The organism is Rhodococcus sp. P3_B8 (genome assembly GCF_056402775.1).
This window is the reverse complement of sequence record NZ_JBFUGT010000007.1, coordinates 1-19,088: the sequence shown is the minus strand read 5'-3', so window position 1 is coordinate 19,088 and position 19,088 is coordinate 1. Positions and strand designations below refer to the sequence as shown.

General features: G+C 66.6%; 4 protein-coding genes. 3 read left to right on the top strand and 1 reads right to left on the bottom strand.

The window, feature by feature from the left end:
- Nucleotides 1-54: 54 nt before the first annotated feature.
- The gene (locus AC1D1G_RS04985) at nucleotides 55-1,317 is read right to left on the bottom strand and encodes a pyridoxal phosphate-dependent aminotransferase (protein ID WP_005238257.1); all 1,263 of its coding nucleotides are present in this window, start codon (nucleotides 1,315-1,317) and stop codon (nucleotides 55-57) included.
- A 150-nt stretch (nucleotides 1,318-1,467) separates the two neighbouring features.
- Between AC1D1G_RS04985 and AC1D1G_RS04980 the strand changes: the two genes are divergently transcribed.
- The 3 genes from AC1D1G_RS04980 to AC1D1G_RS04970 form a co-directional block, all read left to right on the top strand.
- Entirely contained in the window at nucleotides 1,468-2,868 is a 1,401-nt protein-coding gene (locus tag AC1D1G_RS04980) for a carotenoid oxygenase family protein (protein WP_477951405.1), read from the top strand.
- Between the two features lie 24 nt (nucleotides 2,869-2,892).
- Nucleotides 2,893-4,842, top strand: coding sequence for a S9 family peptidase (locus tag AC1D1G_RS04975; RefSeq protein WP_477951404.1), 1,950 nt, complete (start codon nucleotides 2,893-2,895; stop codon nucleotides 4,840-4,842).
- Between the two features lie 207 nt (nucleotides 4,843-5,049).
- On the top strand, nucleotides 5,050-19,088 hold a 14,039-nt coding region (locus tag AC1D1G_RS04970; RefSeq protein ID WP_477951403.1), incomplete at its 3' end, for a non-ribosomal peptide synthetase.

The following is a 19,088-nucleotide window of genomic DNA, read 5'->3' as shown; positions in this document are numbered from 1 at the left end:
TTTTCCCCCAGGAGACACGCAAGCGACGCGCGTGTCGCTTGCTGTGTCTCGATCCTACTGCTTGTAGCTGGTGAGGAAATTTCCGAACCGCTCGATGGCGACAGCGAGATCACGCGCCCACGGCAGCGTCACGATGCGGAGATGGTCGTGGTCCGGCCAGTTGAAGCCGGTGCCCTGCACCATCAGGATCTTCTCCTGCAGCAGAAGGTCCTGGACCAGCTTCTCGTCGTCGTAGATCTCGTACACGTTCGGGTCGAGGCGCGGGAATGCGTACAGCGCGCCCTTCGGCTTCACGCAGGAGACACCGGGAATCATGTTGAGGCGTTCCCAGGCCACATCACGCTGCTCGAGCAGTCGCCCACCCGGCAGGATCAGGTCTTCGATGCTCTGGTGCCCACCGAGGGCCACCTGGATGGCGTGCTGACCGGGCACGTTCGGGCACAGACGCGTCGACGCGAGCAGGTCGAGTCCCTCGAGGAAACCCGCGGCGTGTTCCTTCGGGCCCGTGATGGCCACCCAACCGGACCGGTAGCCGGCGACGCGGTACGCCTTGGACAGGCCGTTGAACGTCAGGCACAGCAGGTCCGGGGCCAGCGTGGCGAGTGAGATGTGCTTGGCGTCGTCGTAGAGGATCTTGTCGTAGATCTCGTCCGCGAGAAGCAGCAGCTGATGCTTGCGCGCCAGGTCGACGAGCTGCTGCAGCACCTCCATCGAGTACACCGCACCCGTCGGATTGTTCGGGTTGATGACCAGCAGCGCCTTGGTCTTGTCGGTGATCTTCGACTCGATGTCCGCGATGTCGGGGTTCCAGTCGTTGCCCTCGTCGCACAGGTAGTGCACCGGGGTGCCGCCGGCCAGGCTCGTCATCGCCGTCCACAGCGGGTAGTCCGGTGCCGGGATCAGCACCTCGTCGCCGTTGTCGAGGAGCGCCTGCATCGTCATCGTGATGAGCTCGGACACACCGTTGCCCAGGTAGATGTCGTCGACGTCGAGTTCGGGGAATCCGGCGACCAGTTCGTAGCGGGTGACGATCGCGCGCCGTGCCGACAGGATGCCCTTGGACTCGGAATACCCCTGCGCGTACGGGAGCGCGGCGATCATGTCGCGCATGATCACGTCCGGCGCGTCGAAACCGAAGGGCGCAGGGTTGCCGATGTTGAGTTTGAGGATCCGGTGGCCTTCCGCCTCCAGCCGGGCGGCGTGGGCATGTACCGGTCCACGAATCTCGTAGAGCACGTTCTGAAGCTTGGTGGACTGCTCCAGCTTGCGGTGCGGCATGCGGTGATGGCCGTGGTCTGGGTTGCTCACGAGCGTCATTCTCCCACTCCCGGGCAACCCGATTTCTACTGGTGGGTATCAGACCGCCGTCGCGTCGTGGAAACACCCCGCCCGCGCAGGTGCCCGTCGTACCCTCGAGAGGGGGTCGGATCCGTCTCGCATTCACCGCGCCCGGAGGGAATGACGCACATGTCAGCACCGGTATCCCGTCGCCCCGGACCCGTCGACATCGCGCACCACAGCCATCTCGTCGGGGTGTTCGCGCCGCAGCGGGAGGAGGTGGACGTCCGGGGTCTCGAGGTGATCGGCGAGCTGCCCGCCGATCTGCACGGCGCCTATCTGCGCAACGGTCCGAACCCGCGGTTCGACCCGATCGGCACGTACGTCTACCCGCTCGACGGCGACGGCATGGTCCACCGAATCGAAGTCGCCGACGGTGCCGCCCGGTACACCAACCGCTTCGTCCGAACCCCGATGGTGCAGGCGGAGGAGAAGGCCGGGCACGTCATCTGGCCCGGGGTCACCGACCTCTACACGCCGACCGAGGACGAGGTGGGGCCCGACCTCGCGGGCACGTCGCGCGAGTTGCCCGACATCAACATCGTCCGGCACGGTGGGCGACTGCTGGCGATGGCCGAGACCACGCTGCCGTTCCGCCTCGACCCCGCCGACCTGAGCACGCTGGGGCGGGAGAACTGTGACGGCGCCATGGGTGTGGGGAGCACCGCGCACCCCAAGATCGACCCGGTCACCGGACAGATGGTGCTGTTCAATTACATGCTGGAAGCCCCGTATTTGACGTGGTCGGTGGTCAACCCCGACGGCTCGGTGGCGCGGACACCGACGACGGTCGAGGGCGCGGACACCCCGCTGATGATCCACGACATGGCGCTTACGGAGCGCTACATCGTTCTGATGCTGTGCCCGCTGGTCTTCGACATCGCCGCCGTGCTGACCGGCGGGTCCGTGCTCGACTGGCGGCCCGAGGACGGCACGAGGATCGCGCTGGTGCCCCGCGACGGCGGTCCGGTCCGGTGGACGACGCACGATGCCTACTGGGTGTGGCATTTCGCGAACGCCTTCGATCTGCCCGACGGGCGGGTGAGCGTCGACTACGTGGAGTGGACGTATCCCGGTGGGTTCGCGAAGGCTCCGGAGCCGTCGCTCGGCTCGCTGGTTCGCGCCGTCGTCGACCCCGGCAGCGGACGGGTCACGCGAGAGGTGGTGTGCGACCGCGACGTCGAGTTCCCGCGAGTCGACGACCGTGAGCTGACCCGAGGGCACCGCACGGTGGCGACCGTCGGCAAACTCGACCGCAGCCAGGGACGGCAGGATTCGCTGTGGTTCTTCGACACGGCCCGCGGCACCGAGGCGCACTGGGATCCGGGGAGCGTGTCGGTGGGTGAGCCGATCTTCATGCCCGGCGCCGAGCACGAGTACTGGGGAATGATCGGGACCGACCGACGCGACATGTCGTCCTGGTTCTTCGTGCTGCCCGCCGACGACCCCGGGGCGGGGCCGATCGGGAAGGTGCGGCTGCCGATCCGGGTTCCGGCGGGCCTTCACGGCGCGTGGCTGCCTGCGGAGTAGGGGACGGCGGAATATCCTCGGCGGATGACCTCTGCGCCTTACGGTTCCTGGCCCTCTCCGATCGCGGCGGCGGATCTCGCCTCCAGCGGCCACCCCGTCGAGGGTGGCCGGTACGTGGGCGACGACGTGTGGTGGTCGGAACTGCGACCCAGCGAAGGTGGCCGGGTCTCGGTGCGGCGCCTCGGTCTGGACGACGAACCGGAAGATGTCCTGCCCGCGCCGTGGAACGCCCGCACCCGGGTTCACGAGTACGGCGGCGGCGCCTGGACCGTCACCGATGCTAGCCGCCTGGTGTTCGCCGAGTTCAGCGATCAGCGTCTGTACCTGCTGGAAGGCGGGACCCCGGTGCCGCTGACACCGGAGCCGCCGCAGCCCTGCTCGCTGCGGTACGGCGACCTGTCGGTGGTCGACGGTGAGGTGTGGGCCGTCCGCGAGAGGCACGACACGGACGGCCGCGTCTCCCGCGACATCTGCGTGATTCCGCTGGACGGGTCGGCGGCGAACGATCCGCACCGGGTGCGGTCCGTCGTCGCCGGCTCCGACTTCCTGGCCAATCCGCGGCTGTCCCCGGATCGCAGGCACCTCGCCTGGATCGCGTGGGATCACCCGCAGATGCCGTGGGACGGCACCGAGCTCAGGGTCGTGGCGGTCGAAGGCGGCCGCGTGACCGGGAAGGTACGGACACTTCTCGGCGGTCCCGAGGAATCGGTGCTGCAACCGGAATGGGTCGGGCCCACCGAGCTGTACACGATCAGCGACCGCAGCGGCTGGTGGAATCTCTACCGGGTCGGCATCGACGATCCCGACCCGGTCGCGTTGTGCCCGATGGACGCCGACTTCGGCGGCGCGCTGTGGATGCTCGGCGGCCGCTGGCACACCCGCCGCGACGACGGCACGCTCCTGACCGTGCGGACGTTCGGAACCGACACCCTCGCCGTCCTCGATCCCGCGACGGGTTCGCTCGTGGACATCCCGCTGGACGGCCTCACCAGCGTCGGCCTCGGGGACCGCAACGGCAACCGGATCCTGCTGCTGACCGGCGGCGCCCAGACCCCGTCGGGCCTGCGCGAACTCGACCTCGACACCGGTGCACTCCGCACCGTCCGGCTGTCGGTCACCGAACTTCCCGAGGCGGCATATCTCCCCGAGGCCCGGCAGCTGACGTTCCAGGGCGACGAACGTGAAGTCCACGTGATCGCCTACCCGCCGCGTCACCCGCGGTACCGGGGCGAGGACGGGGAGTTGCCGCCGTATGTGGCGTTCGTGCACGGCGGACCGACGTCGCGGGTCGCGCCGTCGCTGAATCCGGTGTTCGCGTTCTTCACCAGCCGCGGCATCGGCGTCGTCGACGTGAACTACGGCGGCTCCACGGGATACGGGCGCGAGTACCGCAACCGGTTGCGGGGACAGTGGGGGGTCGTCGACGTCGAGGACGTGGTCACGGCGGTGACCGGCCTCGCCGAGGCGGGCATGGCGGACCCCGGCCGGCTCGCGATCGAGGGCGGATCCGCCGGCGGGTGGACCGTGCTCGCGGCGCTGACCACGTCGGACGTGTTCGCGTGCGGTGCGTCCTACTTCGGGGTGGCCGAACTGGACGGGTTCGTGAAGGAGACACACGATTTCGAGTCCCGGTACATCGACGGCCTGATCGGCCCGCTGCCCGAGGCGGCCGACCTCTACGCCGAGCGTGCACCGCTGAACAACGTTGCCGGACTGAACTGCCCGGTTCTGCTCCTGCAGGGGCTCGACGATCCGATCGTGCCGCCGTCGCAGGCGGAACGGTTCCGGGATGCGCTCGTGGAGAAGGGCATCCCGCACGCCTACCTCGAGTACGAGGGGGAGTCGCACGGATTCCGGAAGCTGGCCACCCTGATCAGTTCCCGCAACGCCGAACTGTCCTTCTACGGCCAGGTACTGGGATTCGAGCCACCGGACATTCCGCGACTCGAACTCTGGCGGCCGCCCAACGGCTGACCGTCCACCCGGAATCCAAACGGTGTGATGCACAAAACAAACCATCTGTTGTGCTCTTCTCTGATCGCCGAGATTTAGAGACCGCGCGGTATCAACGGAGCGAGGTCTCGCGTCGGCGGCTGGGCCGCGAGTAGCGTCGGAAAGAGGAGTCGATAACCGCAGCTGAGTGAAATGGGTGTTCCCCTTCGCGCGCTTCAGTGTCGATATATGGATTGCCGAGGGCCGAGGGTGTCATCGCTGGACGATTTCGATACGACTTCGGTCCTTTCGGACACGGTGATGGCGAATGTTGTATGGCCGTCCGAGCTGTTCCCACTCTCCGCCGCTCAGCGTGGAATGTGGTTCGCCCAGCACCTGCTGGGCGACGTTCCGATCGTCATTGCTCAGTACGTAGAGGTCGGTATCGCTGATCTCGACATCGGCCTGCTCGCACGGATCGGACCCGCCGCACTCCGGGAACTCGGTACCGGACTGCTCCGAATCGTCGAGTGGGACGGTGAGCCGCTCCAGACGGTCGACGAGTCGCTCGGCTTCGAGATGACACATCTCGACTTCCGTTCCGACCCTGATCCGCGGGCTGCGGCTCTCGCGTGGATGCGCGCCGAATACAGAAACCCGATTGATCTCCTCCATGATCGGCTGATCCGTTCGGCAATGTTGCGCGTCGCCGACGACTGCTACTTCTGGTACTCGCGAATTCACCACATCGCCCTCGACGGCTTCGGCGCCATGACGTTCATGAACCGTGCCGCGGAGCTGTACACCGCGGCGGTCGAGGGTCGCGCGCCCGCCGAGTTCACCGCCAGTGGATTGCGGGAGGTCGTCGAGGAAGAGGCCCGCTACCGCACGTCGAGCCGGTTCGAGACGGACCGCAAGTACTGGGCCGAACGCAGCCACAATCTTCCACCGACGATCAGCCTCGCCGGGCGAGCGGCCGAGATCGGCGCGCAGTCGCTGGTGAGCAGCGCACCGCTGTCCGCCGCTACGACAGCCGCGCTGCAGAGTCTGACCGACCGGGAACCCGGGGCGACGTTCGCGACAGCCGCGGTCGCTGCCGTCTCTGCATTCTTTTCCCACCTGACCGGCCAGGACGACGTGGTGTTGAGCTTGCCGGTCTCGGCACGCACCACCTCCCGGTTGCGCCGCTCGGGCGGCATGATCTCCAATGTCCTTCCGATCCGACTCTCGGTCGGGGACGAAACGACCTCCGTCGACTTGATGAGACGTACACAACTGGCGCTGACCGGAGCGCTACGTCACCAGAGATACCGGCACGAGGACATACGACGGGACGCGGGCGTCCTGGGTGGTCGTCGCGGCTTTTTCGGTCCGTCGATCAACATCATGATGTTCCACGCCGAGATTCGGCTCGGTCCGTCGATCGGCAGGCTCCACGTGCTGACCACCGGTCCGGTGGAGGACCTCGCAGTGAACATCTATCCCGGTGTCGCAGGCGACGTTGCGCAGGTCGACTTCGAGGCCAACCCGAATCTGTACACCGAACAGGAGCTGCGCGGTCACCATGCCCGGTTCCTCGAATTCTTTGCCGCCTTCGCCGCGTCAGCCGCAACCGACCGCATCGCCGCTCTCGATGTGCTGCACGCCGACGAACGCGCGGATCTCGTGCCATGTCGCGGTCCGCAGGCAGAGCCGGAGCGGCTCCTCCCCGACTTGCTGGCCGACGGCGTTGCCGCCGCACCGGACGCAGTCGCGATTCGGGCATCGGGACGGGAGGTCACCTACCACGAGCTCGACCAGCGATCCAACCAACTGGCCCGACTACTGATCGAATCGGGGGCCGGACCGGAAACCTTCGTCGCGCTGAGTCTCCCTAGGTCGGCGGAGTCACTCGTCGCGTTCTGGGCGGTCGCCAAGACCGGGGCCGCCTTCGTGCCTGTCGATCCGAAGCTCCCACCCGAGCGAGTCGCGCACATGCTGTCCGATTCGGGGGCACTGGTGGGACTCACACTGCACGAACTGCGTGCAACACTGCCCGACGGAATTCACTGGCTCGTCCTCGACGACGACGAGGTGCGCGCACGCTGTGAACGACAGCGGAGCGCCGCGATCGGCGACGTGGATCGCCGCGCCCCGCTGTCAATCCGTCACCCCGCGTACATGATCTACACATCGGGATCGACCGGGCTTCCGAAAGGGGTCGTCGTCACCCACAGCGGTCTGTCGAACTTCGCGGCCGCCGCCCGCCCGGAACTCGGCATTCACCACGAATCGCGGATGCTGCGGTTCTCGTCGGCCAGCTTCGATGCCTCGGTGTTCGAGATGATCCAGGCCTTCAGCGCCGGTGCCACGATGGTCGTCGCCCCGCCCGAGGTGCACGGTGGAAGCGACCTCGTCGACCTGCTGAGCGAACAGCAGGTGACCCACATCATCACGGCTCCCACAGTGATGAACACAGTCGACCCGCGTGGGCTCGAACATCTCGAGGCGGTGGTGGTCGGCGGTGACGTGTGCACCCCCGACCTCGTGGAGCGGTTCGGGCAGGTGTGCCGCTTCACCAACAGTTACGGACCGACCGAGACGACCATCATTATCACCGCAGGTGAGCCGCTGACGCCGGGCGAACCGATTGCCATCGGCCGCCCGATCCAGGGTACGAGCGTCGTGGTGCTCGACCGCAAGCTCCGCGCCGTGCCCGCCGGGGTGGTGGGTGAGCTCTACCTCGCAGGCCCCGGAATCGCACGCGGCTATCACCATCGGCACGGGCTGACGGCGAACCGATTCGTGGCCAACCCCTTCGGTGAGCCGGGGTCGCGGCTCTACCGCACCGGTGACGAGGTGCGCTGGGTGCGGTCGTCTCAGGGCACCGAGGCGGGGCACTACACGCTCGAGTTCATCGGCCGGTCCGACACCCAGGTCAAGATCCGTGGCTTCCGCATCGAACTCGGCGAGATCGACTCGGCACTGCTCGCCCAGGCCGGCGTCAACTTCGCGGCGACGGTGGTTCATCGGACGGCGGGCGGCACGACGGCGCTGGTCTCGTACGTGCGCCTCGACACCGGTCGTGAATTCGATCCGGTCGCGATTGTCGAGGGCGTCGCCGAAATCGTGCCGTCCCACATGATCCCGTCGGCGGTAATGCGGCTCGAACACGTGCCGGTGACGGCGGCCGGCAAACTCGACCGCAGTGCACTGCCGCAACCACACTTCGGATCAGCTGAACACGGGTTCCGCGCCGCGTCGACACCGGCGGAGGAGCAGCTCTCGGGTCTCGTCGCCGAGGCACTCGGCCTCGACCGGGTCAGTGTGGACGACAGTCTCTTCGCGCTCGGCGGTGACAGCATCGTCGCGATGCAGATCGCCGCCCGAGCCAGGGAGTTCGGTCTCAGCTTCAGTGCGCGGGCCGTGTTCGAGCACAAGACGATCGCCGGAATCGCCGCGGTGGCGGTGCCGGTGGAGGCAGAATCGGCGGTCGTCCTCGAGGAGCTCGAGGGTTGCGGCGTCGGGCGTATCCCACCGACGCCGATCATGTACTCGATGCTCGAGCGGGGCCCCTTCGCCGACTTCTTCCAGGCGCTGCTGCTGACCCTGCCGTCTGATGTCGATACGGATCGGTTGAGTGCGACGCTCGCGGCGGTGCTCGATCATCATGATGCCCTGCGTTCGAAGTTCGTCCCTGACGGCGACGGTACCTGGGCGTTCGAAACGATGGCTGCCGGTAGCGTGCCGGCCGGCGATCGGATTTCGACGATCGTCACGGCGGCGGCACCTGGCAGCCGCGCGTTCACCGACGTGGTGAGCGCCGAGTGTGCGGCGGCTGCGGCCCGCCTGGACCCGGAAAACGGGATCATGCTCCAGCTGGTGTGGTGTGTCTCCGAATCTGCGGGCGCACCAGGGCGACTGCTGGTTATCGCGCATCACCTGGTGGTGGACGGTGTGTCGTGGCGCGTGCTGTTGCCGGACCTCGCGACGGCGTGGCTGCAGCTGGGCGCGGGGCAGACGCCGACGCTGGCCCCGGTGGGCACGTCGTTCCGCCGCTGGGCGTATGGACTGCAGGATGCCGCAGGTCGAGGAGCGCACACAGACGAATTACCCTATTGGCGAGAGGTTCTCAGCGGTCCTGACCCACAGATCGGCACACGACCGATCGCGCCCGCGATCGACACGATGCGCACGACCGAGCGGGTACATATCGACGTGAGTCCCGCAGTGACCGATGCGGTGCTCGCTCGACTTCCCGATGTGTTCGGCTGCGGCGTCAACGACGGACTCCTGTCGGCGCTGGCGATGGCGGTCGTGCAGTGGCGACACTCGCACGGGATCGACGAGCGTTCGGTTTTACTGACGTTGGAAGGTCATGGGCGCGAGGAGGAGGCGGTGGCCGGCGCGGATCTTGCACGTACCGTCGGTTGGTTCACCAGCGCCTTCCCGGTCCGGCTCGGGCTGCCGGCCGTTGATCTCGGCGGGGCCTTCGAGGGTGGACATGCTGCCGGTGTCGTGATCAAGACCGTCAAGGAACAGCTCGTCGCGGTGCCTGCCCGTGGCGTCGGATTCGGATTGCTTCGGCATCTCGACGAGAGCGCGAGGTCGATTCTCGGGTGCCTTCCTGAGCCGCAGATCAGTTTCAACTACCTGGGCCGTATGGGCGTGCAACACCTCGGCGACTTGCAGGATCTCGGCTGGCTGCCGGACCTCGAGGCACCGGACCTGATCACAGCGAGCGGATCCGGCATGGCCGTGGCTGCGGTGATCGACATCAACGCGATGGTGGTCGACGGCCCCGAGGGACCCCGGTTGACGGCATCGTTCGCGTATCCGACCGGGGTGATCCGCGACTCCGACGTCGCGGCCCTCGCGGATCTGTGGCGAAGCGCCCTCGACGGTCTTGCCGCGCACACAGTTCAGCCTGTCGCGGGTGGTCTGACACCGTCCGATTGCCAGCTGGTCACGGTGAGCCAGAGTCGGATCGAGCGTTGGGAACACTCGTACCCGGGGCTACGAGAGATCTGGTCGCTGTCCCCGTTGCAGTCCGGTCTGCTGTTCCACTCGACGCTGGCCGCCGATTCGCTGGACATCTACACCGCGCAACTGCGCATCGACCTCGAGGGCGCGGTCGACTCCGCGAGGTTGCGCCGTGCCGCAGCAGGCGTGCTCGCACACCACGCGACTCTGCGTGCCGCATTCGAGTACGACGACGCCGGTATCCCGGCGCAGTTGGTTGTCGACAGGGTAGACGTGCCGTGGCGTGAGGTGGATCTGACCGGGTGCGGGTCGGCGGCGGGAGTGGAACTCGAGCGTCTCCTCGACGACGACCGTGTCGCCCGATTCGACCTCGCCCGTCCTCCGCTTTTGCGCCTGCTGTTGATCCGCACCGCACCCGAGCGTCACGTGCTGGCACTGACCAACCATCACATCATCCTCGACGGGTGGTCGATGCCACTGCTGGTGCGCGAGTTGCTGGTTCGCTATGTCGCGGACGACGCTCCCGCCCTGCCGGAGCCGCGGCCGTACAGCACGTACCTGGAATGGGTGGCGACACTCGACCGGGACGCGTCCTTACGCGCCTGGGAACGTGCGCTGGCGGGGCTCGACGAGCCGACACTGCTGGCGCCGCACGCGTCCTCGGAACAGCACGGCGTGCCGGGTGAGGTCGACATCGCACTGCCCGCGGCCCTGATCGGTGCGCTCGACACGGTGGTGACGCGCCATGGAGTCACCATGAACACCGTCGTCCAGGCGGCGTGGGGAATACTGCTGTCCCGGTTGCTCTCCCGTCGTGATGTGGTGTTCGGTGCCACCGTGTCGGGTCGGCCGCCGCAGCTGTCCGGTGTCGAGAGCATGCTGGGGCTTTTCATCAACACCGTGCCCGTGCGGGTGCGGATGGACCCGGACGAGACGTGCGCGCAGCTGCTCACCCGCCTCCAGGGTGAGCAAGTTTCCCTGCTCGATCACCACTACCTCGGACTGGGTGACATCCAGGCACGCATAGGTCTGGGCAACCTGTTCGACACGTTGTCGGTCTTCGAGTCGTACCCCGTCGACAAGTCCGGATTCGACGAGCACATCGACATCGCGGGAATGCGAGTGACCGCTCTCGATGCGCGTGACGCCACGCACTACCCGATCACCCTGCTGTCCATCCTCGAACCTCGACTGCGGCTGAGTCTGCGTTATCAGCACGGAATTTTCGATCGCGATACCGTCACGACACTCGCGGCGCGCGTGATCGGGATTCTCGAGACCATTGCGCGCGACGCGGACACACCGGTCGGCGACGTCGACCTTTTCGTTCCGAAGGAACGGGAGCAGGTGGTCGACACCTGGAATGCAACGGAACACCAGGTACCGCGCCTCACCCTCGCCGAGCTGTTCGACGCGCAGGTGGCCCACACGCCCGACGCCCCCGCCGTCGTGTTCGAGGGGACGGTGCTGACGTACACAGAGTTCGACGCCCGCGCGAATAAGCTGGCACGGTTCCTGATCAGCGGCGGTGTGGGCCCCGAATCGCACGTGGGTGTAGCGGTGCGACGCTCGGTGGATATGCTGGTGGGAATCTACGCCGTGATCAAGGCCGGCGGCGCCTACGTCCCGATAGACCCGGACCAGCCGGCCGAGCGGATCGCGTACGTCGTGGCAACCGCCGGTCCAGTCGTCGTTCTCACCACCACCGCGGATCGCGTCGCGCTGCCCGCCGAGGTGCCGGCCCTCGACCTCGACACCCTCGATGTATCGGCGCTGCCGGATGACCCCATCCGGGATCGGGACCGGTTGGGGCCGTTGCATACCCGAAACCCTGCGTATGTCATCTTCACCTCAGGCTCCACGGGCACACCCAAGGGGGTGTCGGTGCCGCACGAGGGCATCGTCAACCGGCTGCTGTGGATGCAGCATCGGTACCCACTGAGCGACGACGACACGGTTCTCCAGAAGACCCCCGTGACATTCGACGTGTCGGTGTGGGAGTTGTTCTGGCCGTTGCAGACCGGCGCGCGACTGGTGATCGCCGAGCCCGACGGGCACCGGGACCCCGCCTATCTCGAGCGGGTCATCCGCGCAGAATCTGTGACCACGGTGCATTTCGTGCCGTCGATGCTCGCCGTATTCCTGGCCGGAGCGCATGTCGATGGGTGCAAGTCGCTGCGCCGGGTGTTCACCAGTGGTGAGGCATTGCCGACCGTGACGGCGGCGAATCTGCACCAGGTGAGCGGGGCGGCGCTGCACAACCTGTACGGTCCCACCGAGGCAGCGGTGGACGTGACCTACTACGAGACCGGGCCGGACGAGACCACCGTGCCGATCGGAGCACCGGTCTGGAACACCCATACGTATGTGCTCGACGGACGCCTGCGTCCCGTCCCCGTCGGAGTAGCGGGGGAGTTGTATCTCGGCGGTGTCCAGCTCGCGCGCGGATACCAGGCCCGGTCCGATCTGACGGCGGACAGGTTCGTCGCGAACCCCTTCGCGGCCGCGGGAACCGTGCAAGACGGCAGTCGGCTGTACCGCACCGGCGACCTTGTTCGGTGGCTGCCGACCGGGCAGCTCGAATACCTGGGCCGCACGGACTTCCAGGTCAAGCTTCGCGGCCAGCGCATCGAACTCGGTGAGATCGAGGCGGCGCTGCACCGGCACGCAGATGTTGCACAGGCGGTGGCACTGGCCCGCAACGACGGGTCCACCGGCGACTACCTCGCCGGTTACGTGGTGCCTGCGCCCGGGAGGTCCCCGGACGTGCGGGCGCTTCTCGACGCTGCCGCAACGGTGCTTCCCCGGTACATGGTGCCGTCGGCGCTGGTCGTGCTCGCGGAACTGCCGTTGACTGCGAACGGCAAACTCGACCGCAAGGCACTGCCGGTTCCCGAGTTCGCGAGTTCGGCGCAGTTCGTCCCGCCCGGCACCCCGACCGAGTACGCCCTCGCGGAGATTCTCGCGGACGTACTCGGCGCCTCGCGGATCGGGATGTCGGACAATTTCTTCGACCTCGGGGGTAACTCCCTCATCGCGACCCGTGTTGTCGCCCGGATCAACAATGAGCTCGGCACTGGGTTGACCGTGCGGTCGCTGTTCGAGGCGCCCACCGTCGGGGTTCTGGCCACCGTCGTCGACCGGATACATGCCGGTGCAGGACCGCGCCCCGCGCTCGTGTCCGGCCCGAGGCCCGACAGGCTTCCCCTGTCCCTGGCTCAGACCCGAGTGTGGTTCCTCAATCGGTTCGACCCCACGTCGAGTGCCTACAACGTGGCGGCGGCACTGCGGCTGTCCGGTCCCCTCGACGTCGACGCACTCCGCCGGGCCGCCGCGGACATCCTGGAACGGCACGAATCGCTGCGGACGATGTTTCCCGAATCCCCTGACGGCCCGTCTCAGCTCGTGCTGCCGGTCGATCACACCGCGACCGGCGATCTGATCGACGTTGCGCCCGACGTCGTCCCGGCCGCTGCTCTGGATACACGGATCCGGGAGGCAATGGCACGCGGATTCGACGTCACCACGCAAATCCCGATCGCTCTGACATTGGTGCGGTGCGAGGCTCCTGACGAACACGTGTTGGTGATGGTGGTGCACCACATCAGCATCGACGGCTGGTCGATCCAGGTACTCGCCCGCGATCTGGTGCACGCCTACTCCACGCGCACAGCCGGCGACGCGCCGTCGTGGACCCCGCTGCCGGTGCAGTATGCGGATTACACCCTGTGGCAACGAGGCTTTCTCGGCTCGGAGGACGATCCCACGTCGCTGATTTCGCAGGAACTCGAGTACTGGGCGGATGCGCTCGCGGGTCTGCCGGACGTGCTGGCTCTGCCGCTCGACCGGCCACGTCCCGCCGTACGGTCGGGGGTGGGTGCGAGTGTCGATTTCGCGGTGCCGGTGGCGACGGTGGTGCGTCTCGCGGCGCTGGCCCGTGAGCAGGGTGCGACCCCGTTCATGGTTGTGCATGCGGCGTTGGCGGTGCTGTTGGCGAAGTTGAGTGGGACATCGGACATCGCGATCGGGTCGCCGGTGGCGGGTCGTGGTGATGCGGCGTTGGACGATCTGGTGGGCATGTTCGTCAACACATTGGTATTGCGGGCCGATTGTGAGCCGAGTCAGTCGTTCACGGGTCTGGTGGGGCGGGTGCGCGATTCGGACCTCGAGGCGTTCGGCAGGGCTGATGTGCCGTTCGAGCGGTTGGTGGACAAGATGAATCCAGTGCGGTCGCAGTCCTTCTCGCCGCTGTTTCAGGTGCTGTTGGCGTTCCAGAATTTCGCGCCGTCGAGGGTGGAGCTTCCGGGTTTGACGGTGTCACCGGTGGAAGTGGAGTGGGAGGCTGCGCAATTCGACCTCTCGATGGCTCTGAGTGAGGCGGCCGGGGGCGGGTATGCGGGGAGGCTGTCGTATGCGGCGGACATCTTCGATGGTCCGACGGTGTGCGGGATCGCCGAGGGATTCGTGCGGGTTCTCGACGCGGTCATCGAGAATCCGTCCGTCGCGGTGGGCGACGTCGACTTGCTGGGTCCGGCCGAGCGGCAACGGGTGCTCGCGGCTGGGGCCCCTGAGCCACTGCCTGTGCAGGCACGGACGTTGCCGGAGATTCTGGCGGCCGGCGTCGCGTCGAACCCCGTGGGTGTTGCGTTGACCTGCGGTGGCGTGGAGATGTCGTATTCGGACCTCGACTCCCGATCGAACCGACTGGCCCGAGTGCTGATCTCTCGTGGTGTCGGTCCTGAAACATTTGTCGCGTTGGCCTTCGCTCGGTCCATCGAATCAGTGGTTGCGGTGTGGGCGGTCGCGAAGGCGGGCGGCGGGTTCGTGCCGATCGATCCGAAACTGCCGGTCGAGCGCATCGAATACATGGTGGCCGATTCAGGGGCCGTGATCGGTCTTACCAGCGCCGAGACCACGTCGCTGCCGGGAAAGGTTGCCTGGCTGGTACCCACCGCGGGTGACGTGCAGGATCGGTGCGACGAGGTTTCGGCGGCACAGATCACAGACGGCGAGCGCGGTGCGCCGGTCGCGTTGTCCAATGCGGCCTACATGATCTACACGTCGGGTTCGACCGGGGTCCCGAAGGGTGTCGTTGTAACCCATGCCGGGCTGGCGTCGTTCTGTGCGGACGCCCGCCTCGAACTGAACTTGACCGGCAACTCGCGGGTGCTGAGGTTCTCGTCGTCGAGCTTCGATGCGTCGGTATTCGAGATGATCGCGGGGTTCAGTGCCGGCGCCACCTTGGTTGTCGCTCCACCCGAGATCATCGGTGGCGGCGAGCTCGCGGAGTTGCTACGCGTCGAGCGGGTCACCCACATCATCACAGCGCCGGCGGCGCTGGGGATCGTCGACCCGGACGGGCTCGACGACCTCCAAGCCGTGGTCGTCGGAGGAGACGTCTGCCCGCCGGAGTTGGTCGCGAAGTTCGCACCCGCCTGTCGCTTCTTCAACAGTTACGGTCCCACAGAGACCACCATCATCATCTCCATGACCGAGCCGCTCGTGCCGGAGGAACGAATCACGATCGGCACCCCGATCGAGGGCGCCGGAGCTGTTGTCCTCGATGCAAGGCTGCATCCCTCCCCGGTCGGCGTGATCGGCGAGCTGTATCTGTCGGGCAGTGGGCTCGCCCGCGGCTACCATGCCCGCGGTGCACTCACGGCAGCTCGATTCGTGGCCAATCCCTTCAGGGGTTCCGGCGAACTGATGTACCGCACGGGCGATCTGGTGCGGTGGACGAAAGACGGACGACTGGACTTCGTCGGGCGAATCGACTCGCAGGTGCAATTGCGGGGTCTGCGGATCGAACTCGGTGAGATCGAGACAGCGCTCAGCAGGTGCGAAGGAGTCGCGCAGACCGTCGTGGTCTTGCGCCACGATCCCCACACCGGTGAACAACTGGTGGGATACGTCGTTCCCGATACCATGGCTGCCCTGGACCCGGAGACCCTGCGCATCAGGGTGGGCGAGACTCTGCCGACCTATATGGTGCCGTCGCAGGTGATGGTCGTCGACGCGTTGCCGTTGAATCCCAGTGGGAAGCTCGACCGACGGGCGTTGCCCGCGCCGTCGTTCGTCGTTCGGGAGTTTCGGGCGCCGACTACGCCGGTCGAGGAGGTCGTGGCGGGTATTTTCGCGGAGGTGCTGGGGCTCGAGCGGGTCGGTCTGGACGACGACTTCTTTGCGTTGGGCGGCAATTCGTTGGTTGCGACGCAGGTGGTGTCCCGGTTGGGTGCGGCGTTGGACACGCGTGTGCCGGTTCGGGTGATCTTCGAGGCGTCGACGGTGGCGGCGCTGGCGGTGCGGGCCGAGCAGCATGCCGGTGAAGGTGGGCGGCCGGCGTTGACGCGGCGGGTGCGGCCGGCGCGGATTCCGTTGTCGTTGGCGCAGCAGCGGATGTGGTTCTTCAACCAGTTCGACCCGGAGTCGGCGGCCTTCAACATTCCTCTGGCGATTCGGCTTTCCGGCGATCTGGACATCGAATTGCTGCAGACAGCATTGCTCGACGTGATCGACCGGCACGAAGCCCTGCGCACCATGTTCCCGGACTCGGGCCACGGGCCGTCTCAGGTAATCGTCCCCACATCTGCGCTCCCGCTGAGTGTGGCGCCGGAGCGGGTCGCTCCGGAGGAGGCACATGCCCGCGTATTCGACTTCGTGGGGCGCGGGTTCGACGTGACCCGGGAAGTTCCGTTGCGCGTGAGGCTGTTCCAGCTCGACGATCACGAGTTCGTGCTGGCGATGGTAGTGCATCACATTTCCAGTGACGGCGGCTCAGCAGCGCCGATGTCGCGCGACATCGTGGTGGCGTATGCCGCGCGGCGTGAGGGACGGGAGCCAGGCTGGTCGCCGCTCGAGGTGCAGTATGCGGACTACACCCTGTGGCAGCGGGAGATTCTCGGCGCGCAGGACGATCCGACGTCACTGATCTCGGAACAACTGCGATACTGGACCGAGGTTCTGGCAGATCTGCCGGAGATGGTGGAGCTGCCGACGGATCATCCGCGTCCGCCAGTGCAATCACCGCGCGGCGCAAAGGTCGGCTTCACTCTGAGTTCGAATCTGGCCGAGCGTATCGATCAGCTGGCGCGAGAATATAACTCGACCTTCTTCATGGTCGTCCACGCGTCGCTGGCGGTGCTGATGGCCCACCAGAGCGGAACTGAGGACATCCCCATCGGCACACAGATCGCCGGACGCGGCGACCCGGCACTCGACGACCTCATCGGCATGTTCGGCAACACACTGGTGCTGCGCAGCCGCGTCGACCCCGCAATGTCGTTCGCCGACATTCTGGCCGACGTCCGGGAAGTCGACCTCGCCGCATTCGGCAACCCCGACGTTCCGCTGGAACGCCTGGTGGAAGTCCTCAATCCCACGCGCTCCACGGCCCATTCAGCGCTGTTCCAGGTACTGCTGGTGGTTCACAATTTCGTCCGATCCAGGGTAACTCTGCCGGGCCTGGAGATCGCCCCGCTGAAAACGGACATCGTCGGTGCCAAACTCGATCTCGAATTCCACTTCACCGACACCTCGGATTCGGAGGGGCATCGGACCGGAATCGAGGGATCAATCGTCTATGCGCTCGACCTGTTCCAGGAATCGACAGTCGCCCGATTCGCGACCCAACTCGTCACCATCCTCGAGACGGTCACACGCGATGTGACCATACCGGTCGGCGAGCTCGAGTTGCGAAGCGTCGACGAGCGTGCGGCGATGGATCGGTGGAATGCCACAGCTGTGGTTGTCGAGGGCGGGACCCTGGTGCAGCTGTTCGACGAGCAGGTACGCCGGACGCCGGATGCGGTGGCGGTGGTGTTCGAGGAACAGTCGTTGACCTACGCCGAGTTCGATTCTCGCGCGAATCGGCTGGCCCGATACTTGATCTCACGAGAGGTAGGACCGGAGTCGCTGGTGGGGCTGGGCATGAGTCGCTCCCTCACGATGATGGTGAGCATTTACGCTGTGCTCAAAGCCGGTGCCGGGTACCTGCCGCTGGATCCGGAGCATCCTGCAGACCGCACCGAGTACGTGATTGCGACCGCGAAACCCGCCGTGGTGCTGACCACGTCCACGGACCGTGGTGACCTGCCGGCGTCGGTGGACGCCGACGAGGTCGACATCCTGGACCTGTCGGTCTTCGACTCGGAGACGGTGACCGACGCGTCCAGGCTGGCGCCACTGCGGCCCGAGAATCTCGCCTATGCGATCTTCACGTCCGGGTCCGCAGGGCGACCGAAAGGCGTCGCTGTCAGCCACCGCTCGGTGGTGAACCAGATTGCGTGGATGCGTAGCCGCTACGCGCTCGGCGATCGCGACACGGTGTTGCACAAGACGCCCATCACCTTCGACGCGTCGGTGTGGGAGTTGTTCTATCCACTACAGGTCGGTGCCCGATTGGTGATTGCCGCGCCCGGGGGACATCGTGACCCCGAGTACCTGATGCGGATGTCGGACCTGTGGCACGTCACGATCTTGGAATTCGTGCCGTCGATGCTCGCGTTGTTCCTCGCGGAATCATCGCTCGCACTGCCGCGGTCGCTGCGGTACGTCTCGGTCGGCGGAGAAGCGCTGCCCTCGGACCTGGCCGCTCGGTTCGCTGCGCGCACCGACGCAGTGCTGGACAATACCTACGGTCCCACGGAAGCCACGGTGACCTCGACCGTGCGTCGCTGCCTGCGGGGCGTGTCCGGTCCGATACCGATCGGGAGACCGATAAGGAACACCCGCACGTTCGTGCTGGACCGCCGGTTACACCGCGTGCCCGTCGGCGTGCCGGGGGAGTTGTATCTCGCCGGAATCCAGCTCGCCCGCGGCTATCACGCCCGCGGGGCGCTGACGGCAGAACGTTTCGTCGCCCATCCCTTCGCCGACTCCGGTGAGCGGCTGTACCGCACGGGTGATCTGGTGCGGTGGAATTCGAGTGGTGACCTCGAATACCTGGGTCGCACCGATTTCCAGGTGAAGCTACGTGGCCTGCGGATCGAACTCGGGGAGATCGAGACCGCGCTGACGGCAGACGAGTCGGTGGACCAGGCCGTGGTGGTCGTACGCGACGGTGAATTCGGTCAGCAATTGATCGGGTATGTGCTGCCGACCCGCGGACGGACCGTCGACGTCGAGGCGACACGCGAGGTGGTGAGCACATCGCTGCCGAACTACATGGTGCCTGACGTGCTGGTCGTGCTCGACGCGTTGCCGTTGAATCCCAGTGGGAAGCTCGACCGACGGGCGTTGCCCGCGCCGTCGTTCGTCGTTCGGGAGTTTCGGGCGCCGACTACGCCGGTCGAGGAGGTCGTGGCGGGTATTTTCGCGGAGGTGCTGGG

What these genes read in the sequence shown, in the direction of transcription:
- AC1D1G_RS04980 (WP_477951405.1), top strand. Translation starts at nt 1,468, where the DNA reads ATGTCAGCACCGGTATCCCGTCGCCCCGGACCCGTCGACATCGCGCAC.
- AC1D1G_RS04975 (WP_477951404.1), top strand. Translation starts at nt 2,893, where the DNA reads ATGACCTCTGCGCCTTACGGTTCCTGGCCCTCTCCGATCGCGGCGGCG.
- AC1D1G_RS04985 (WP_005238257.1), bottom strand. Translation starts at nt 1,317, where the DNA reads ATGACGCTCGTGAGCAACCCAGACCACGGCCATCACCGCATGCCGCAC.